Raw genomic sequence first — 19,921 nt, forward strand, 5'->3', positions numbered from 1 at the left:
TTAAGCTGTTAAATCACTTTAATTACAACAGCTTCTTGAGCCGCTAAAGAAGTTCTAAGTTCTTTCGGAATTGTGACTTCGATACCACCGTTTACTTTTTTACTGGCTAGTTTTTGTTTAACCCCCAATAAAGAGACTTTTAAACCGCCTTTCTTATCCGTTTTGATAGTGATTGATGCCGGTAACTCTTTTTCTTCTTTTGATGGCATATAGATGCCGTAAACAGCATTTCCTTTTTGAGTATAACCCACTTTTCCGTCTAAGTATGGAGCAACAGGTTTAGTGTCGTAGATAGCTTCGCCATTTGCAGTTAACCATTTTCCAACATTAGCTAAAGTAGTCTCAATTTTTGGATCAAATTCTCCTTTGGCATCTGGACCAACGCCTAATAGTAAGTTTCCGCCTTTAACAACAATGCTTGTCATTAATTGAATAACTTCTTTTGATGATTTATAATGATCGTTTGGTACCCATCCCCAAGCTCCGCCAAGAGTAATGCAGCTTTCCCAAGGTACGCTTAATGGCTTTTCAGGTGTTTTTTGTTCCGGTGTTAAATAGTTTTCATATTCACTCGGAACCCAGCGGTCTACAACGAGCATACCCGGTTGCTTTTTGCGGGCAGTTTCTGAGACTAATTTCATGTCAATATCCATATCATAAGGATATTTGCAAAACTCTTCTACTTTTTTATTTATGGTCGAAAGCGGCCTAACCCAGCAGCCGTCAAGCCATAGAATATCAACTTTACCATAATTTGTGGTCAATTCGTTCAGCTGATTTTGGGTGTATTGCACATAACTTTTCCATCTTTCAGGAAATTTAGTAATGTCATAAGTTGGATTTCTGTCTTTTGGCGGATAATACGGCCACCAAAAAGTTTCGGTCGTCCAGTCAGGTTTAGAGAAATAAACACCAACAGCCAAACCTTCTTTTCTTGAAGCATCCAAAACATCTTTTAGTACATCGGCTTTTGCATTTTTGCTATATGGCAATTCTGGATTTGTGATTTTAAAATCGGTAAATTTTGAATCATACATACAAAATCCGTCATGATGTTTGGAGGTAAATATCATATATTTGGCTCCCGCATTCTTGAACATTTTAGCCCACTTTTCTGAATTTAGATTCGTAGGATTCAGTTTGTATTTTGTATTTCTATAATCAGTAGCATATTTGTAATAATCATTGTAACCATCTCTAGTTACCCAGTCTTCAGGAGCTAATCCCCAAGATTCTACTGTTCCTAACTGAGTGTAAAGCCCCATATGGATTAATACACCAAATTTGTAACCCTGCCATTTGTCAAGATTGGCTTTTACCAATGGATCTTTTGGCGCAATATAACCTGCTTCTTCAGATTTGTTGGCTTCCATGCTGAAATCACCTTGGGCATGCAGCGAGAAAGTACTAGCACAGACTAATGCAGTAAATAATAACTGGAATTTATTTTTCATTGTGGTTGTTTGTTTTATCTGTATTTGGTTAGATAGTTTTTTATTTAATATTCGTTGGATATTATTAATTTCAACACATAGTGCCGAAGTTTAGGGACTATGTGTTGAAGAAATTTATAGTATGCAGAAGAGATACTTAGAAACGAATCAATAACAAGCAAAATGTTATTTAAGATAAAAATCAGGATCGATTAAGCGATTCCCGGTTTCGTCATAAACGGCGTAGTTAAAGCCGCTTTGAACGCAATACGAACCGTAATCTCCTTTTTTGTTCAAGGCAATAAAACCAACCTGAATGTCTTTCAGATTTTTATTTCGGTTTTTCATCAATTTGACAACTCTTGAAACCGCTTCTTCACAAGCTTTTTGTGGTGATCTTCCTTGACGCATTAATTCAACAACCAAGTGGCAGCCCGAAATTCTAATTACTTCTTCGCCATGTCCAGTTGCAGTTGCAGCACCAATTTCGTTATCTACATATAAACCAGCGCCAATAATAGGAGAGTCGCCTAAACGTCCGTGCATTTTAAACGCCATACCGCTTGTAGTACAAGCTCCAGATAGATTTCCTGCAGCATCAAGAGCGATCATACCAATAGTATCGTGGTTTTCGATATTGGCAATTGGTTTATATTCTGATGTTTTTAACCATTCTTTCCATTCACGTTCTGAATCAGGAAGTAATAAATTTTCTTTTGGAAAACCTTGCGATAAAGCAAATTGAAGCGCTCCATCACCAACCAACATAACGTGAGGTGTTTTTTCCATCACGGCACGAGCAACAGAAATAGGATGTTTTATATACTCAAGACAGCCAACAGAACCAATATTAGACATTTCGTCCATAATACAAGCATCCAGAGTTACACGTCCGTCGCGATCAGGTCTTCCGCCGTAACCAACACTTCTTTCTTTTGGATCAGCTTCGGGAACTTTTACACCTGCTTCTACAGCATCTAAAGCTCGTCCTCCTTTTTTCAATACTTCCCAAGCAGCTTCATTGGCCTGCAGACCAAAACGCCAAGTCGAAAGTACAATTGGTTTTCTCACTTTTCCGTCAAGAAGTTCATTTTGTTCCTCAAGTTCTCCCGCTCGCCCGGCAAAAGAACCGAATGCAACAGCCGCAGATGCCATTGCCGTTTTTTTTAGAAAATTTCTACGATTTGTCATTATTATCTATTTTTTAAATCTGATTGTTAAAAATCAGAAATGGGTTTATTTTTAGGCTTCATAAAGTAAGCTTGCAGCTCCTAATAAAGCAGTAGTTTCATTATCTGTCGAAATAACCAGTTCAATTTCGATTCCTGATTCTTCTAATTTTTTTCTAAGAACATTTAAAAACAAGTCTCCTGCATTTGCAATTTTACCGCCAATAACCAGCATATTGACGTTAAAGCTTTTTAACCACGGAATTATAATTTCGGCTAGATCTTCTCCAAATTCAGTAAAAGCCTGAATCGCTTTTTGATCTCCATCAACAGCCAAAAGATATAAGTCGAGTCCGTTATTAATTTGAATACCGCTTAAATTATGATAGCCAGAAAGTAATGCTCTTAAAGAAACAGCGTCTTCCGCCATTCCGTTTTTGTAAGAGAGATTCCATATTTCACCATTTGGCGGTACTTTGTGACCAGTGCTTACAATTTTTCCTTTTTTAATAAAACAGGCACCAAGACCAGTTCCTAAAGTAACTGCCATAACATTTTTAGGCAGATTTTCCATGTTTTTGTAAACTTCTCCTTTGCCAAAGCTTTTAGCATCATTTTCAAAAACAATTGGAAGGTTTTGATCAAAATCAAAACGTTCTCTCAAAAGGTCTTTTATATTTAGACCATAAAAGTTTTCATATTTATCTTGGTCTTTAATCCAGCAGGTTCCTTCTTCATAATCAAACGGGCCAGGAATTGCCATGGCTATTCCAGATAAATTCTCTAATTGTGGTTTTTCTAAAACTGCACGAATGGCATTTTCCCAGAAATCCATTACTTCATTGGTGGGCAGATTGGAATCAAAAGAAACCTTAAAAAGGGATTCTTTAAAAACTTTCATCTCATTAAGATCAACAACTGCAGAAGTAATATGTGAACCGCCGACATCCATCGCTATTGCAAATCTTTTTTTCATTTTTGTAGTTTTGTTCTATGTTATTTTTCGTTTTTAATTTTAAAGCTCAAAAAGTGCTGGCATCACAGTATTATTTATTTTTTTTGAATATTAATCTACAGTTGTTTAATTGCAAACTAATTAACAAGGGTGCCAAAAGGTTGTTTATTCTATACTAAATAATTATCGTTTTGTTTTGTATTCTTTAATTTTTCGTTAAAAGTAATTGTTTTTTATCGAAATACTAAATCGTATTAGTAAATAAATACCAGTCTGCTTTTTTTGAATATAAAATCATGATTTTGCAGTTTTTAAATTGTTTATTTTTGAAAAAATTCAAGCGTTTTGGCAGACCAGTCATTGTCGAAGAAACCACTTACTTTCATATTAGGTAAACCATTTAAAAGCAAATCAGTTTTAAAGATCATTACATCAGGAAAACCAGTAATTCCAGAAATATAATTATTTGCCCAAGTTGCCTTCATTCCTTTTTCTGAAGTTCCGGCAACAACACCAATCATTGCAGTTTTGCTGTCGTTTCTTGGTACTACAAAATAAGCAGCTAAATCAGTTCCTTTCAATACTTTGGTGCCAATTTTTACCTGTTGATTGTCAATTTGAATAGGAGCATTTTTTAGTAGTAATTTCCAAGCGCTATTATTAGAAGCATTACCATAAATAATTACGTTTCTGTCTTTGTACTTATCCAATGAAAACTCGCTGTCTGCAATCACATCAATACTTCCGTTTCCTCTATAATAAAAAGTTTCGGCATCAAAACGAGCTCTGTTTAAGTACCATTCGCGCTCAGAAGCTGATCCGCCTGTAGCATAAACAAAAACCACATTGTTATTAAAAGCGAATTTGAAACCGCCTTGACGATCACCATATTTTTGATTCGTATTGATCTCGTTAATTAAAGACCATTTATTATCTTTTAAAGCCAGAATTGCTTTCTTATCAGTTGCTGTTTTTAAAATTTGATCGTTGATATTGATTGTGATTTCACCTTTTAAATCTAAAGAAACCAAGTCAAGTTCCATTATAGAAACATTTTTCGTTTTAATCGCAATTTGTTCTTTCTCTATTTTTGCATTAATATTTGAAAAATCAAATGGAAGAATCTGTTGCTGCAGTTTTATCCAATAATCAGTTGAAGAAACAGCAGGAGAAGCAGTATGAAAATCAATTTCTTTAACTTCTTTATTTGCTGGAATGGTCTGACGTTTGAAAAACTCGAAAATAGGGAACCAATCTACAGAATGATCTCCGTACCAATGTTCTCCGCCCGGATATTCGTAATAACAAAAGTTGGGATGAAAAGTTCCTAGAATTTGTCGCATTTCTCGCACTTGCGAAATTGGAACAGTCGAATCGGCATCGCCATGTAGGATATAAACACCAGATTGTTTTAAGTTTTGTACAAGACTTCTAACACGACCTGAGTTAGCAGAACGTTTGATTGGTTCATAAGCTTTAAACATATCGTGCATTTCATCGCCTTTATCAAAACCATAAGTTGCAATATCAGGATAAGAGGCGCAAGGAGCAATTGCAGCAAATTTACTCGGATAAGTAGTTCCTAGAAACCAAGTTCCGTGGCCACCCATTGAGTGACCGGTTAAATAAGTTTGAGCAGGAATAGTATTGAATACTTTTTTAGCCTCTGCTAAAACTTCCATTGCATCAATTCTTCCCCAATCTTCCCAGTTAAAACCAAACGGACGACGGTTTGTTGCGGCAACAATATGTGCCCAATCTTTTTGTTTGTAAGCTCTTGCTTGATTTCTAGCTTCTACAGAAGCACCGTGAACCGAAAGTATTAAAGCTTTTGGGCCGCTTTCTAAAGCAGGAGCAATGCTGTAATATTGCACACTGTTATCAACCTTGCTTACAAAAGTTCGCTCATGATGCACCGTTGCAGATCGCTGTTGAATAGGAAATTCGGTTTTGTCGATTATCTTTCCGCTTTTATCCGTAAGCGTTAATTCGATCTTCAATTCGCCCGTAAAATTGGCTTTTGCAGCTGGAACTTTAAATTTTACTTTTCTAACAAACAAAGGCATAATAGCATCTGTTGCGTAAACTGCAGTTTCTCCGCTTGATAATTTGGCTTTGATCACAAGGTTTTTTAGCTCTTTTTCTGTTGCATTTATGACTCGAACGGAAGCCCATTTCTCGTCATTTTCACCATTAATAACATCTGGTAAAGTTAAATCACGTTTGGTAAATTGTATACTTTTTGAAGGTACAACAAGTTTTGATTTCACACGTCCAAAACGGCCTTTTGTGTATACAAATTCATTTACGCCTTTGCGAAGTTTAAACGGAATCAATGTGTACCCGAAATCATAATGATCACCTTCATGCGGGAAACCATTTATATAAGTACGTGTGCCGCCGGTTGTTTCAAGCAGTACAATTTGTTCTTTTGGAGCATTATATTCCGTAAATAAAAAAGCTGATCTCATATCCTTGCCGCTAAAAACACCGGCAGAATCAACTTTAATAGGCTGCCAATCTCCTTTTTGTTTGTTCGGATTCACATATTTTCCAACCGAATACTGCCAAGCTACAGGATCTTGCCCGTTAAAAAGCGTCCCCGATTTTTTATCAGCGGGAAGGGTAAAGCCTGTGCTGAAGTTGTGTAAAACGCTCCCCTCAGCGGTTGTAACAATTTTTTCTTTTCCAAAATATTCAACAACATTACCTGTAGTTTTGGTTTGTGCAATAGCATTTGCACTTAAGCCAATAAGGAAAATCACGAGGGCTTTTTTCATTTTTTTTAGTTTTAGTTTTTTCAGTTTTACTCCACAATGACTTCGAAAGAAATTTTGCTAAAAATTTAAATTTGAGGAGTAAAAAACGATGAATTGTATGGTATTCTTGAAAGGTTTTGTTTTAAAAGAAAGCCTTTCTTTAATTTTTTTTTTAGTTTTTTTTTAATGTTTTTGAGAAATCTCTGCCTAAATATAAAGTCCTTTTTTTTCATATAATCACCTCTATTTTATCTTTGATTATTTGCATAATCTGCCAATATATCAAGGTAAAGCATAGAAAAAATTGTGCTGCTTTTTTTGTAATAAATGAAAATTAATCATTCATTTTCGTCTTTATTTTTATATTTTTCAAACTTAGTAAATCGATTTAGTATTCTCGTATGAATTTTTTATTATTTTTGTTTTTTGGGAAATTTAAAATTATATCTAAAAAAAATAAGTGATTAATTCGATTTTATCCTTATTTAATTATTAATTATCATTACTATTCTGAAAATGAAAATTGTAAAGACTAACATTGCTTCTTATACCAATACATCATTGTCTGTATTCTCGCGTGAAGAATCTTTTTTTCAGTCGCCTTTTCATTCACATCCAGAATTTGAGTTGGTCTATATTTTAGAAAGCCACGGAAAAAGAATTATTGGAAATTCTGTAGAATCGTTTGAATCTGGCGATATGGTTTTTCTAGGAGATGATATTCCACACGTTTGGCTTAATGATGAAATTTTCTATAAAGGAATTAATAGTTTAAAGGCGAAAGCGATTGTAATCTATTTTAGCCGAGATCTATTTGGAACGTCTTTTTATGAACTGCCAGAAGCGCAGGAAATTAAAAAGTTTTTCTCTCAGGCTATAAAAGGAGTTTCGATTACTGGTCAGACAAATGCTATTGTTTCTAAAAAATTAGAAAAACTGCTTAAGAAAAAAGGCTTTGAAGTGGTTATAGGACTAATCGAAATCATTTTTCTTTTATCAAAAAGTAAAGATTTAAGATTTATCAATGACAGTTCATATGTTTCGGTAGATGATGATAATAAAAATGACCGTTTAGCAGAGGTTTTCAAATATGTAAAATCAAATTTTAAAGAAGAGATATCACTCGACGAAATTTCTAAAATTGCCAATTTGACACCTACATCTTTTTGTAGAATGTTCAAGGCTAAAACCAAAAAGCCTTTTGTAGAATATCTTAATGAAATTAGAGTTTCTAATGCTTGCAAATATTTAATCGAAACAGATTTAGGCGTTTCTGAGATTGCCTATGAGTGCGGTTATAAAACAGCTTCAAACTTCAATAAGCTGTTTAAAAAATTAATTGGTACAACACCAAAGGAATATAGAAAGAAAGCATTAGTCTAGTTTTAAGACTCCTTATTTTATTTATAAATACTGCTGATATTATTCTGAAAGAATGCAGTGCTATTTTACTAAAACTGTTTTATTTCTGCAAGAAAATAGAAACAAACAGTTTGGATTTATAAATAATAAAAAGCAGATATTCTTATAAAAGACTTGAAAAAATCGGGATTGTATTATTTTTTCTTTCTTTTTTTATGAAATTAATTGTAAAGATAATAAATGCTTAATTAATGATAATTTTGGAGTAATATAAGACTTAATAATACGATAATTTTATTTTTTTGAGTTTGCATCAAAAAAGAGTGTCAAAATATATAAAACGATTTAGTAAATAAGTTAGTTTTTGCTTAAAAGAAAGACACTCTATTTTATAATAAGGTATAAGTTTAGAAAAACATAATTATAGCACATGAAAAGCAGATTAAAACTAGTATTATCCGTTTGTTGTTTTGCCGTAGGAACTTTGTCTCAGGCACAGGGAGATATTATGCCGGAAAATGAAAAAACACCTGCAGATACTTATATTGCTCCAAAGGATAAAGCTGTAAAAGAAAACTTGGCCAAATGGCAGGATTATAAGTTTGGAGTCCTTATTCATATGGGATTATACAGTCAGCTTGGAATTTGCGAATCGTGGGGATTGGCTCCTGAAGATTGGGTGACTCGCAATGGTTATGACGATTACAATTCTTTTGCTTCAGATTATCGCGGAGCACGATTTAGCTTGAATCCTGTAAATTTAGATTCAGACAAATGGGCAAAAATGTTTAAAAGTGCTGGTGCAAAATATTTGATTTTTACATCAAAACACCACGATGGATTTTGTATGTACGATTCAAAATTTACCGATTTTAAAATCACAAATCCGAATTTGCCAAGTGCTAAAAATGCAAAACCAGACGTATTAAGAAATGTTTTGGATGCTTCTAGAAAAGAGGGATTATCAGTAGGAATTTATTTTTCGAAACCAGACTGGACTTCACAAGATTTTTGGTGGAAGTATTATCCGCCAAAAGATCGAAATCCAAATTATGATATAAAAGCGCATCCTGAAAGATGGCAGAATTTTGTAAAATATACCCAAAATCAGTTAAACGAATTAACAACAGATTATGGTAAAGTTGATATTCTTTGGCTTGACGGAGGATGGGTTCGTCCGGCAAAACAAATTGAAGGAAAAAAGAACCGTCAGAACTTAGATATCGATATGAAATTGATTGCTGAAACGGCTCGTAAAAAGCAGCCGGGACTTATTGTCGTTGACCGTTGGGTGCCGGGTGAATATGAAGATTATCTAACTCCTGAGCGCAAAGTACTTGAAAAACCAATTGCGGTGCCATGGGAAAGCTGTGTAACACTTGGTAATGATTGGGGCTGGGTGCCAAATGATAAATATAAATCAGGGACAGAAGTAATTCAATTATTAACTGGAATTGTTGCCAAAGGCGGTAATTTACTTCTTGGCGTTGGTCCTGACGGAAAAGGTGATTTTGAACCTAAAATACAAAAAGCATTAGCCGAAGTTGGAAAATGGCTGGATGTAAACGGCGAAGCGATTTATGCTACAAAACCAATTGCTCCATATTCTGAAGGTAATTTGTACTACACTTCAAAAGGAGAAAAAACAGTTTTTGGAATTTATCTTCCATCAGCAAATGAGAAAGAAATTCCTTCTGAAATTATTATCAAGAATGATTTAAAAGGTAAATTAAATGTTGTGCTTTTAGGAAGCAAAACAAAGTTAAGTTATAAAAAAGTAAGCGGTGGAATCAGTGTTTCGGTTCCTAAATCGCAGCGTGCAGAATTAGCTAAACAAGCTGGTATTGTTATTAAAGTAAGCGCTTAATTGGCAGTTTTGTTTTAATTGTTTTTAATTGAAAATAAATGAATTTAGATTTTTTATCTAAAGTTTTAAATAAAGTATATGGTAACTCAAAAATATTGTCTCGCATTAGATTTAATTGAAGATCCGATTTTAATGGCAGAATACAAAAAGTATCACGAAAAAATCTGGCCGGAAATTACAGAAAGCATCACCAATTCTGGTATTGAGAATCTGGATATTTATTGCGTTGGTAACAGAATGTTTATGATTATTGAGGCGAATGACACTTTTACTTTTGAAAGAAAAGGAGAAATGGATGCTAATAATCCTGTAGTGCAAAAATGGGAAGAATTGATGTGGAAATACCAAAAAGCACTGCCTTGGGCAAAAGAGGGTGAAAAATGGATGTTGATGGATAAATTATTCGATTTGCATGAAAATAGATAGTCATCAGCATTTTTGGAAATACCATCCTATAAAAGACGCTTGGATTACTGACGATATGAAAGTAATCCAGCAGGATTTTATGCCTTCGGATTTGGAGCCTTTATTGATAAAGAATCAGTTCGAGGGATGTGTGGCAGTTCAGGCAGATCAAAGTGAAGAGGAAACAGGTTTTCTTTTAGATCTTGCCAAAGAAAATGTTTTTATAAAAGGTGTTGTTGGCTGGGTTGATTTATGCGCTGAAAATATTGATGAACGTTTAGAGTATTATACTCAGTATGAAAAATTAAAGGGATTCAGACACATTGTTCAAGCTGAAGCTGATCTTGATTTTATGCTGCAAGAAAAATTTCAAAATGGAATTTCGAAATTGGTAAAACACAATTTTACGTATGATATTTTGATTTTTCCTAAACATTTGGAAAATGCTGCAAAATTAGTTGAGAAGTTTCCGAAACAAAAATTTGTTATCGATCATTTGGCAAAACCAGATTTCAAAAATAAAGAGTTCAACGAGTGGGAGAAAGGAATTAGAGCAATTGCAAAATTCCCTAATGTAATGTGTAAGGTTTCAGGTTTGGTAACTGAAGCGGATTGGAGTAATTGGACTCGCGAGGATTTTACATATTGCTTAGATGTAGTTACTGAAGTATTTGGAATTGATTGCTTGATGTTTGGCAGTGACTGGCCTGTGAGTTTGCTTGCAGCTTCGTATTCGTCTTCCTGTGATATTGTTGAAGATTATTTTTCGAAGTTTTCGAGAGCAGATCAAGATAAATTTTGGAGCAGTAATGCAATTCAATTTTATCATTTACAAGGATAATTGTGAAATTGGCTGAAAACATTTAACATAAAAAACTATCTAACCATAATAAAGAATAAATGAACCTTAATTTAAAAGACAAAATAATTATCGTAACCGGCGGAGCAAAAGGAATTGGACTAGGAATTTGCAAAGTTCTGGCTGGCGAAGGAGCAATTCCTGTGATAATTGGAAGAGATGATGATGACAATCAGGCGGCTATAAGACAAATAGAAGCTGAAAACGGAAAAGCCTTGTCTGTAGTGGCAGAATTAACGAATCCAGAGGCTTGCAAAACTGCTATAGATCAGATTATTGCTTTATACGGACGTATTGATGGATTGGTGAATAATGCAGGTGTAAATGATGGCGTTGGTTTAGAAAGCGGTAATTATGAAAAGTTTATTGCATCGATTCATAAGAATCTGACTCATTATTATTTAATTGCGCAGCACGCTTTGCCAGAATTGAAAAAAACAAAAGGGGCAATTGTAAATATAGGTTCAAAAACTGCTGATACTGGACAGGGAAATACTTCGGCTTATGCTGCGTCAAATGGTGGTCGTAATGCTTTGACTCGTGAGTGGGCAGTTGAATTATTAAAATACGGAATACGTGTAAACTCGGTTATTGTGGCTGAATGTTATACGCCTTTATACGAAACATGGATTAACACTCTTGAAAATCCAGAACAAAAATTAAAAGATATTACAGCCAAAATTCCGTTAGAAAACAGAATGACGACTGCAGAAGAAATTGCAAATATGACTGTATTCTTGTTGTCTGATAAATCAAGTCATACAACAGGACAGCTGATATATGTTGACGGAGGATATACACATTTAGACCGTTCCTTGTAGCGGAACACATTTGCTTTAACAATACCAAAAAACAGAATAACTAAATAAACCAAACATGAACAAAAAGATGTTTTCGATAAGCAAAAGCCTAGTAGTAGTGCTTTGTTTAATCATGGGATCGTCTGTGTTTTCGCAGCAAGCAGTCATAAAGAGAATGGGATCAACAGATACACAGTCTTTTGATGATAACTGGCTCTTTTCAAGATACGGATCTCTAGCGGACGGATTAGTAAAAGAAGAACCTAAAAATTTAGAAGCCGTTTCTTTAAACGAATCTAATTGGGAAAAATTAAATCTGCCGCACGATTGGGCTATCAAAGGACCTTTTAGAATCGAATTAAGAGGTGAAACGGGAAAATTGCCTTGGAAAGGAATAGGATGGTATCGTAAGCATTTTACGGTTCCTGCTTCAGATTCTGGAAAACAAATTTTTGTTGATTTTGACGGCGCTATGGCTAATGCTAAAATTTATTTAAACGGAAATTATGTAGGAACATGGCCGTTTGGTTATAATTCATTTCGTATGAACTTGACTCCGTTTTTAAAATTTGGTCAAGAGAATATTTTAGCCGTTCGCTTAGATACTGAAAATTGGGATTCCCGCTGGTATCCAGGTGCCGGAATCTATCGTCATGTTTGGCTGGTAAAAACGAGTCCGGTACATGTGGCACATTGGGGAACTTTTGTGACAACACCAAATATTACCAAAGAAGCTGCTGATATCAAAGTATTGGTAAACGTACAAAATGCTTCAAATAAGTCTGTAAAAGCTGTTGTGACAACTGATTTATATGAAATTGATATCAATGACAATCTCAAAGCAAAAGTAGGTTCATTAATTACTTCAACACTTGACATTAAAGCAAACGGAAGTGAAGAAGCAGAAACACATTCGGTTTTGAATAATCCTAAATTATGGGATTTAAAAACACCAAATCGTTATGTAGCGCAAACTAAAATAAGCGTTGACGGAAAAGTAGTTGATACATATAATACTCCTTTTGGTATTAGAACCATTGAGTTTACACCAAGAAACGGGTTTTTATTAAACGGAAAAAGAGTAGAAATATTTGGAACCTGCAACCATCATGACTTAGGGGCGCTGGGAGCTGCTATAAATACATCGGCATTAAAAAGACAATTAGTAATGTTGAAAGAAATGGGTTGTAATTCATTAAGAACTTCTCATAATCCGCCTGCACCAGAATTGTTGGAATTGGCTGATAAAATGGGATTCTTAGTTTGGGATGAAGCTTTTGACGCTTGGAGAATCGGAAAAAAGAAGTTTGATTACAATGTGATTTTCGACGAATGGCATGAAAGAGATTTAATGGCATTGGTTCGTAGAGATAGAAACAATCCTTCGGTATTTATTTGGTCAATTGGAAACGAAGTTCCAGATCAGCAAAACGTAAAATTAACCAAAGAATTGGCTGATATTATGCGCAGAGAAGATCCAACGCGTCCAATTTCTAACGGTTATAATGACCCTGACGGCGGCAGAGGTTCAGGAGCAGCTATGGCACTTGACATTATGGGAGTAAATTACTTTTTTGACCAACAGCCAAAATGGGATGTTGATCCAAGATATGCAAATAAACCAACGCTTGGAAGCGAAACAGCTTCGACTGTAAGTTCAAGAGGAGAATACTTTTTCGATGATAAATTCGATAAAAAATCTTGGCAGATTTCCTCTTATGATGATGCTTTTCCGGGTTGGGGATGTTCGCCAGATACGCAATTTCGTACCAACGCAAAATATCCGCATTTATTAGGAGAATATGTTTGGACAGGTTTTGATTATTTGGGAGAACCAACACCATATAATTCAGATGAAACAAATTTGTTGAATTTTAGAACAGATCCTTCTAAACAAAAAGAATTAGAAGCAAAATTGGCAGAATTGCAAAAAAGTAATCCGCCGTCAAGAAGCAGTTATTTTGGAATTATCGATTTGGCTGGATTTCCAAAAGACCGTTATTACAGCTACAGATCACATTGGAGACCAGATGTTCCTACTGCGCACATTCTGCCTCATTGGAATTGGAGTGAAAGAGTTGGAAAAGTAGTTCCTGTACATGTTTACACTTCTGGAAACGAAGGCGAATTGTTCTTAAACGGAAAAAGCCTTGGAAGAAAGAAAATGGAAGCTGGAAAAGACTTTCGTTTAACTTGGGACAATGTAGTGTATACACCAGGTGAACTGAAAGTGGTTTGCTATAAAAATGGCAAAGTTTGGGCAACAGATATTGTTAAAACAACAGGAAGAGAGGCAAAATTAAAAATGGCAGCAGATAGAACAGAAGTTCTTGCAGACGATGTTGATTTGGTTTTTGTAACGGTTGATGTAACTGATAATAGTGGTTTGGTAGTTCCGCGTTCAAATCCATTAGTGAAATTTTCAATTGAAGGAGCTGGAGAAATTGTAGCTACAGATAATGGAGACGCTACTAGTTTTGTGCCATTTCAAAGTACAGAAAGACCTGCTTTTAATGGTAAAGTGTTAGTAATTGTTAAAGCTAAAAAAGATCAAAAAGGACAATTTACAGTAAAAGCAGAAAGTGCTGGATTACAAGGTGCTTCAACAACAATCAGAATTAAATAATAAACAAACAAAATAAACTTAAAATGATTAAAAAGATAATCTTAACCGCTTTGTTCTTAGGAACATCTATTGCGGGCAGTGCGCAGAACAAAATTGCTGCAAAAGATATTGCTGAAAAAATGAAATGGTTTGAAGATGCTAAGCTTGGAATTTTTATTCATGCCGGAATTTATTCGGTTGCTGATGTTTCTGAATCTTGGAGTTTTCACAATGGAAAAATTTCGGTAGAAGATTATATGAAACAGCAAAAAAGTTACACTTTGAGTAAATACGATCCTGCGGCTTGGGCAGATATGATTAAAGATTCGGGTGCTAAATATGCTGTAATTACAACAAAACACCACGACGGTGTAGCTATGTACGATACTAAATTAGGTAAGTTGAGTTCAGTAAAAACTACTCCTGCCAAAAAAGATATGATTAAACCATTCTTTGAAGAATTGCGTAAACGTGATATAAAATGCGGTGCTTATTTTTCCTTAATCGATTGGACACACAACGATTATCCAGGTTTCTTGAAAGATAAAGCACGTTATGATATTAAAAAAGAACCAGCTCGCTGGGAACGTTTTCAAAAGTTCTTTCAAGGACAAATTAAAGAAATTTCAGATTGGTACAATCCAGATTTATGGTGGTTTGACGGTGATTGGGAGCATAGTGCTGACGAATGGCAGGCTGAGAAAACGCGTAAAATGATGTTAGATAGAAATCCAAACACCATCATTAACGGACGTTTGCAGGGTTACGGTGATTATGATACTCCAGAACAAAACTTTCCGGTTGTGCGTCCAGCATTCAAATGGTGGGAATTATGTATGACGATGAATGAAAACTGGGGATACCGTGTGAGCGATAACAATTGGAAAACACCTTACGAAATTATTACGATTTTTGTAGATGCAGTTTCAAACGGAGGAAATTTATTACTTGATATAGGACCAAAACCTGACGGAACTTATCCAGATACTGTTGTTTCAACATTGAAAGAACTTGGAGATTGGAACAGAAGAAATGGCGAAGGTATTTTTGGAACTATTCCAGGAATTCCGTTAGGGCATTTTTATGGACCAACTACGCTTTCTAAAGACTCAAAAACACTTTACTTATTTGTACACGGAAAAACGTCAGGACAATTGATGTTAAAAGGTCTTGATAACAAAATTCAAGATATTACAGTTTTAGGATCAAATGTAAAATTAACGCACAAAGTAGTAGGGAAAATCTCTTGGAGCGCAGTTCCAGGATTGGTTTATATCGATTTACCAGAGAATACAGCAGATAAATATGTGACTTGTATTAAAGTAACATTAGATGCGCCAATTAAATTGTACAGAGGTCAAGGCGGTTTCTTGACAAATTAATAAAAGCATAAAAAATGTCATCTTCATCTTTTTGAGGATGGCATTTTTTATAAAGAATATATTCAATCCATTCAGCACAACAGCAGTATTATCATGAACAAAAAAACACTTTTAATAGTTTTATTTCTTGGAGTTCAAACCATTTTTTCACAAAACACTCCAAAGTATAAAAATCCAAAATTACCCATCGACGAACGCGTTCAGGATTTATTATCCCGAATGACAGTTGAGGAAAAATTTTGGCAGATGTTTATGATTCCCGGTGATTTGTCTGATGGAGCAGAGAATTATAAAAACGGAATTTTTGGCTTTCAGGTAAGTGCCAAAGGAAGTACCGATGCAAGTAACCAAATTTTAGATTACAGTGCAGCAAGCAACGCAAAAGAAACAGTAAAATTAATCAACAAAATGCAGAAGTATTTTGTCGAAAAAACACGTTTGGGAATTCCTATAATCGCTTTTGATGAAGCATTACATGGATTAGTAAGAGATGGAGCAACAGCATTCCCGCAATCTATTTCATTGGCGGCAACATTTGATCCAGGATTAATGAAAAGAGTTTCTACCGCAATTGCATTGGAATCAAAAAGTCGTGGAATTCGTCAAATTTTATCACCTGTTGTAAATCTTGCTTCAGATGTTCGCTGGGGGCGAGTAGAGGAAACGTATGGTGAAGATCCTTTTCTTTCTTCAAAAATGGGAGTCGCTTATGTGTCGTCTTTTGAAGAAAGAGGAGTAATCACAACTCCAAAACATTTCCTTGCAAACAGCGGAGACGGCGGCCGTGACAGCTATCCAATTGATTATAATGAACGTTACTTAGAAGAATATCAGTTTCCTCCATTCCGTGCCTGCTTTAATGAAGGCGGAAGCCGAAGCGTTATGACTTCATACAATACCATAAACGGAAGTCCTTGTACGGCAAATGATTGGCTGTTGAATAAAAAACTAAAAGGCGAAATGAATTTTAAAGGATTTATTATTTCTGATGCAAATGCCGTGGGGGGAGGAAATGTATTGCATTATACGGCAAAAGATTACCCAGAATCTAGTGCAAATGCGATCAACAATGGTTTAGATGTTATTTTTCAAACGGCTTACGATCACTATAAGTTATTTCAACCGCCTTTCTTAGACGGAAGAATAGATATGAAAAATATCGACGAAGCCGTAACGCGTGTTTTGAGATTAAAATTCGAGTTAGGATTGTTCGAAAATCCATATGCCGATGAAAGAGAAACTAATAAATGGAATGGAAATCCAGCTCATAAATTATTAGCAAGAGAAGCTGCAGAAAAAGGAATGGTTTTATTGAAAAATGAGAACAATGTACTGCCTCTTAAAAAATCAATACAATCAATTGCTTTAATAGGAAGTGATATTACCGAAGCACGTTTAGGCGGTTACAGTGGTCCCGGAAATGGAAAAGTAAGTATGCTTGACGGTATAAAAGCAAAGCTGGGTTCTTCAGCTGTAATTAATTTAGCTGAAGGCTGTGCAAGAAGAAATAAAGAATATACCGTTGTTCCGTCTGCTAATTTATTCAGCGTTGAAAATGGGAAAACCGTAAATGGATTATCTGCAGAATATTTCAACAATGTGCAATTAAGCGGAGCTCCTGCTTTGTCAAGATTAGACAATGCAATTAGTTTTGATTGGACATTATACTCTCCAGATCAAGAAAAAATAAATTATGATTTTTATTCTGCAAAATGGACAGGGAAAATTAAATCACCAATATCAGGAATTTATAAAATAGGTTTTGAAGGCAATGATGGTTACCGTTTGTATTTGAATGGAAAACTAATTATTGACAACTGGAAAAGCCAAACTTATTCGACAAAATTGGTTGATTTCAATTTTGTGAAAGATAAAGAATACGATATTAAAATTGAGTTTTTTGAATCGCAGGGTTATGCTAAATTCAAATTAGTTTGGAACGTAGGAATTGATAATGATTGGCAAAAGAAGATTGAAGAAGCTGTTGCTGCTGCTAAAAAATCTGACGTTGCTGTAATTGCTGCGGGAATTGAAGAAGGAGAATTTAATGATAGAGCGTATTTAGGTTTACTGGGACATCAGGAAGAATTAATCAACGCTGTTGCTGCTACAGGAAAACCAGTTGTTGTAGTTTTAGTTGGCGGGAGTGCTATTACAATGGATAAATGGATTAACAATGTGCCTTCTATTTTAGACGTCTGGTATCCAGGTGAAGATGGCGGACATGCTGTAGCTAATATTTTGTTTGGAGATAAAAATCCAGCGGGACGTTTACCAATTACTTTCCCTGTTTTTGAAGGGCAATTACCATTAGTTTACAATCATAAACCAACAGGACGTTCTGATGATTATACAAATTTAAACGGAGCACCTTTATTTCCATTTGGTTACGGATTAAGTTATTCGACTTTTGAATACAGCAATTTGCGATTCGACAAAAAACAAATCGGAAAATCAGAAACTACAAAAGTGTATTGCACCATAAAAAATACGAGTAAAGTTGATGGTGACGAAGTGGTTCAGTTGTATGTAAGAGATCTTTTATCATCAATTGCCCAGCCAATTAAACAAATGAAAGGTTTTCAAAGAATTTCGCTTAAAGCAGGAGAATCAAAAGAGGTTTCGTTTGAGATTAACAAAGAAGTATTACAAATGTTAAACGAAGATATGAAATGGGTTGTTGAACCTGGAGATTTCAGAATTATGATTGGAGCTTCGTCAAGAGACATTCGATTAAGAGAAATTATTACGGTTACCAAATAATTTAGAGTTTTAGTTAGGAGGTTTTAAACCTTTGAATAAAAAAATACAAAAGAAATTTAAAGAATATGAAAAAAATAATTTTTGCAATACTGTTAAAAACATTACTATTTAGTAATCATGTTACAGGGCAAAAACTTGAAATATTTAATCAGGTAAGAGTACAGCATGATGATAAATGCAAAGACTTTTCGACTGATGCTAATGGAAACGTTTATTATGGCGGCGGGCAATATGTTTTTAAAAAGCTGACTTTTCCAAAGCAAAAAGTAAATACTAAATACGAAATTAATGTAAGTGTTATTTCGGGCGGCGATCGTTACGATAGAGCAGGATCAATTTTTGTTCTTCCAGTTGATAAGAACAATTCTTTAGAAGAAGTGGTGAAAGGAAAAAAGTTTGCTTCAAATGAATATACTAAAATAAAAATGATAGCTCCAGAAGGTAACTTTGCACCAACAGTAGAATTGATGCGTTTTATGACCACTTTCGGTATTGGCTTTTTTAGCAATGATTCATTACAGCGCAAACCAGTTTATATTCCGTATTGGGAAAAAGAGGTGAGATGGAAAGAAGATATTTCGCAGTTTTCAACATTGCTTCAAGGTGAAGTTTGGGTTGGAGTTCATATAGGAAATTATACTAAAGGAGGGCATATTGTAAATGCATCTATTAATCTTACTCCAAGTGAGTTAAGCTGCGATTTACCAAAGAATAAAATCATTGTTCCAATTTTGAATACAGAACCATTTGGAACTAATCAAGGTAATGATGAATTATTCGCATACAAAGATTTTCAGGTAGAATTTAATCTGCCAAAAGGAGCTAAGAATCCAAAATTATATTATATCACAACTGGTCATGGAGGTCATGGCGAAGGAGATGAATTTGTTAAGAAACAGAATATTGTAAAAATAGACGGAAAAAAAGTAATTGATTTTATTCCGTGGCGAGATGACTGCGCCAGTTTCCGTCGATTCAACCCAGGAACAGGAGTTTGGCTGAAGAAAAGAAAAGCGCCTTATATTCAGGATGATAAAGGAACTTACGCAGTAAAAGAAATTGAAGAGCCAATTGCTAGCAGTGATTTAAGCCGTTCAAACTGGTGTCCGGGAAGTAATGTTCCGCCTATGATTGTTCCATTAGAATTAAATGAAGGAAAACACGCAGCTGTTTTTAGTATTCCAGAAGCTCAAAAAAATGCTAACGGAACTTCAAATCATTGGATGGTAAGTGCTTATGTTGTTTATGAGCTTTGATGTAAAGGACGTAAAGTGACTTTTTTGAGTTCAAAAGAAGGAGTTTACACTAAAAAAACGGAGTGCTTTATGAGAAAAGCATCGGTTTATAAAAATAAACATAAATAAAAGATTACAATTTTTAAAATATAAAAAGTAAGAGAGTAAATTTTTAAAATGAAGAGGTGATTATTTGATGAAGTTAATAAAATAATGAAAATGAAAAATTTAAAAAAAGTTACATTTATTACAAAATTGTTATTTGTTAGCAAGAATTAAGCTTAACATATATTTATGTTAAATAATTTACAATAACACTGTTTTTTT

At 34.6% G+C, this 19,921-nt stretch carries 13 protein-coding genes; 9 read left to right on the forward strand and 4 right to left on the reverse strand.

What is annotated here, in order from left to right; translation table 11 throughout:
* Nucleotides 1-8 precede the first annotated feature (8 nt).
* From B0A75_RS13955 to B0A75_RS13970, 4 genes are all read right to left on the reverse strand, one after another.
* Nucleotides 9-1,454, reverse strand: a complete 1,446-nt coding sequence (locus B0A75_RS13955; protein ID WP_089054886.1) for an alpha-L-fucosidase — start codon at nucleotides 1,452-1,454, stop codon at nucleotides 9-11.
* Nucleotides 1,455-1,619: 165 nt separating this feature from the next.
* Nucleotides 1,620-2,624 carry an isoaspartyl peptidase/L-asparaginase gene (locus tag B0A75_RS13960; protein WP_129056047.1) on the reverse strand — a complete coding sequence of 335 codons (1,005 nt, stop codon included), beginning with the start codon at nucleotides 2,622-2,624 and terminating at the stop codon, nucleotides 1,620-1,622.
* Nucleotides 2,625-2,675: 51 nt separating this feature from the next.
* Nucleotides 2,676-3,578, reverse strand: a complete 903-nt coding sequence (locus tag B0A75_RS13965) for an ROK family protein (protein WP_089054888.1) — start codon at nucleotides 3,576-3,578, stop codon at nucleotides 2,676-2,678.
* A gap of 299 nt (nucleotides 3,579-3,877) precedes the next feature.
* A complete protein-coding gene (locus B0A75_RS13970) occupies nucleotides 3,878-6,337 on the reverse strand; it encodes a carboxylesterase family protein (protein ID WP_089054889.1) in 2,460 nt (819 codons plus the stop codon).
* A gap of 495 nt (nucleotides 6,338-6,832) precedes the next feature.
* Here B0A75_RS13970 and B0A75_RS13975 point away from each other — a divergent pair, with 495 nt between their 5' ends.
* The 9 genes from B0A75_RS13975 to B0A75_RS14015 all read left to right on the forward strand — a co-directional run bounded on the left by B0A75_RS13975 (nucleotide 6,833) and on the right by B0A75_RS14015 (nucleotide 19,615).
* Nucleotides 6,833-7,699 carry an AraC family transcriptional regulator gene (locus B0A75_RS13975; protein WP_089054890.1) on the forward strand — a complete coding sequence of 289 codons (867 nt, stop codon included), beginning with the start codon at nucleotides 6,833-6,835 and terminating at the stop codon, nucleotides 7,697-7,699.
* A gap of 409 nt (nucleotides 7,700-8,108) precedes the next feature.
* Nucleotides 8,109-9,545, forward strand: coding sequence for an alpha-L-fucosidase (locus tag B0A75_RS13980; RefSeq protein ID WP_089054891.1), 1,437 nt, complete (start codon nucleotides 8,109-8,111; stop codon nucleotides 9,543-9,545).
* A 78-nt stretch (nucleotides 9,546-9,623) separates the two neighbouring features.
* Nucleotides 9,624-9,971: an L-rhamnose mutarotase gene (locus tag B0A75_RS13985; RefSeq protein WP_089054892.1), complete on the forward strand. Its 348-nt coding sequence runs from the start codon at nucleotides 9,624-9,626 to the stop codon at nucleotides 9,969-9,971.
* Nucleotides 9,958-10,791, forward strand: coding sequence for an amidohydrolase family protein (locus B0A75_RS13990; RefSeq protein ID WP_089054893.1), 834 nt, complete (start codon nucleotides 9,958-9,960; stop codon nucleotides 10,789-10,791). Before B0A75_RS13985 ends, B0A75_RS13990 begins: the two co-directional genes overlap by 14 nt.
* A 59-nt stretch (nucleotides 10,792-10,850) precedes the next feature.
* Nucleotides 10,851-11,630: an L-fucose dehydrogenase gene (locus B0A75_RS13995; protein ID WP_089054894.1), complete on the forward strand. Its 780-nt coding sequence runs from the start codon at nucleotides 10,851-10,853 to the stop codon at nucleotides 11,628-11,630.
* A gap of 55 nt (nucleotides 11,631-11,685) precedes the next feature.
* The gene (gene galB / locus B0A75_RS14000; protein ID WP_208861273.1) at nucleotides 11,686-14,235 is read left to right on the forward strand and encodes a beta-galactosidase GalB; all 2,550 of its coding nucleotides are present in this window, start codon (nucleotides 11,686-11,688) and stop codon (nucleotides 14,233-14,235) included.
* A 23-nt stretch (nucleotides 14,236-14,258) separates the two neighbouring features.
* Nucleotides 14,259-15,596 (forward strand): alpha-L-fucosidase, encoded by a 1,338-nt coding sequence (locus B0A75_RS14005; protein ID WP_089054895.1) that lies wholly within the window; start codon nucleotides 14,259-14,261, stop codon nucleotides 15,594-15,596.
* A 93-nt stretch (nucleotides 15,597-15,689) separates the two neighbouring features.
* A complete protein-coding gene (locus B0A75_RS14010) occupies nucleotides 15,690-18,359 on the forward strand; it encodes a glycoside hydrolase family 3 protein (protein WP_089054896.1) in 2,670 nt (889 codons plus the stop codon).
* Nucleotides 18,360-18,424: 65 nt separating this feature from the next.
* Nucleotides 18,425-19,615 (forward strand): peptide-N-glycosidase F-related protein, encoded by a 1,191-nt coding sequence (locus tag B0A75_RS14015; RefSeq protein ID WP_089054897.1) that lies wholly within the window; start codon nucleotides 18,425-18,427, stop codon nucleotides 19,613-19,615.
* Nucleotides 19,616-19,921 lie beyond the last annotated feature (306 nt).

Origin of the sequence: Flavobacterium oncorhynchi, assembly GCF_002217355.1 — a bacterium.
Classification (GTDB): Bacteria; Bacteroidota; Bacteroidia; order Flavobacteriales; family Flavobacteriaceae; genus Flavobacterium; species Flavobacterium oncorhynchi.

Coding starts and splice junctions, on each gene's coding strand:
- B0A75_RS13955 (WP_089054886.1), bottom strand. CDS start 1,454: ATGAAAAATAAATTCCAGTTATTATTTACTGCATTAGTCTGTGCTAGT.
- B0A75_RS13960 (WP_129056047.1), bottom strand. CDS start 2,624: ATGACAAATCGTAGAAATTTTCTAAAAAAAACGGCAATGGCATCTGCG.
- B0A75_RS13965 (WP_089054888.1), bottom strand. CDS start 3,578: ATGAAAAAAAGATTTGCAATAGCGATGGATGTCGGCGGTTCACATATT.
- B0A75_RS13970 (WP_089054889.1), bottom strand. CDS start 6,337: ATGAAAAAAGCCCTCGTGATTTTCCTTATTGGCTTAAGTGCAAATGCT.
- B0A75_RS13975 (WP_089054890.1), top strand. CDS start 6,833: ATGAAAATTGTAAAGACTAACATTGCTTCTTATACCAATACATCATTG.
- B0A75_RS13980 (WP_089054891.1), top strand. CDS start 8,109: ATGAAAAGCAGATTAAAACTAGTATTATCCGTTTGTTGTTTTGCCGTA.
- B0A75_RS13985 (WP_089054892.1), top strand. CDS start 9,624: ATGGTAACTCAAAAATATTGTCTCGCATTAGATTTAATTGAAGATCCG.
- B0A75_RS13990 (WP_089054893.1), top strand. CDS start 9,958: ATGAAAATAGATAGTCATCAGCATTTTTGGAAATACCATCCTATAAAA.
- B0A75_RS13995 (WP_089054894.1), top strand. CDS start 10,851: ATGAACCTTAATTTAAAAGACAAAATAATTATCGTAACCGGCGGAGCA.
- galB (WP_208861273.1), top strand. CDS start 11,686: ATGAACAAAAAGATGTTTTCGATAAGCAAAAGCCTAGTAGTAGTGCTT.
- B0A75_RS14005 (WP_089054895.1), top strand. CDS start 14,259: ATGATTAAAAAGATAATCTTAACCGCTTTGTTCTTAGGAACATCTATT.
- B0A75_RS14010 (WP_089054896.1), top strand. CDS start 15,690: ATGAACAAAAAAACACTTTTAATAGTTTTATTTCTTGGAGTTCAAACC.
- B0A75_RS14015 (WP_089054897.1), top strand. CDS start 18,425: ATGAAAAAAATAATTTTTGCAATACTGTTAAAAACATTACTATTTAGT.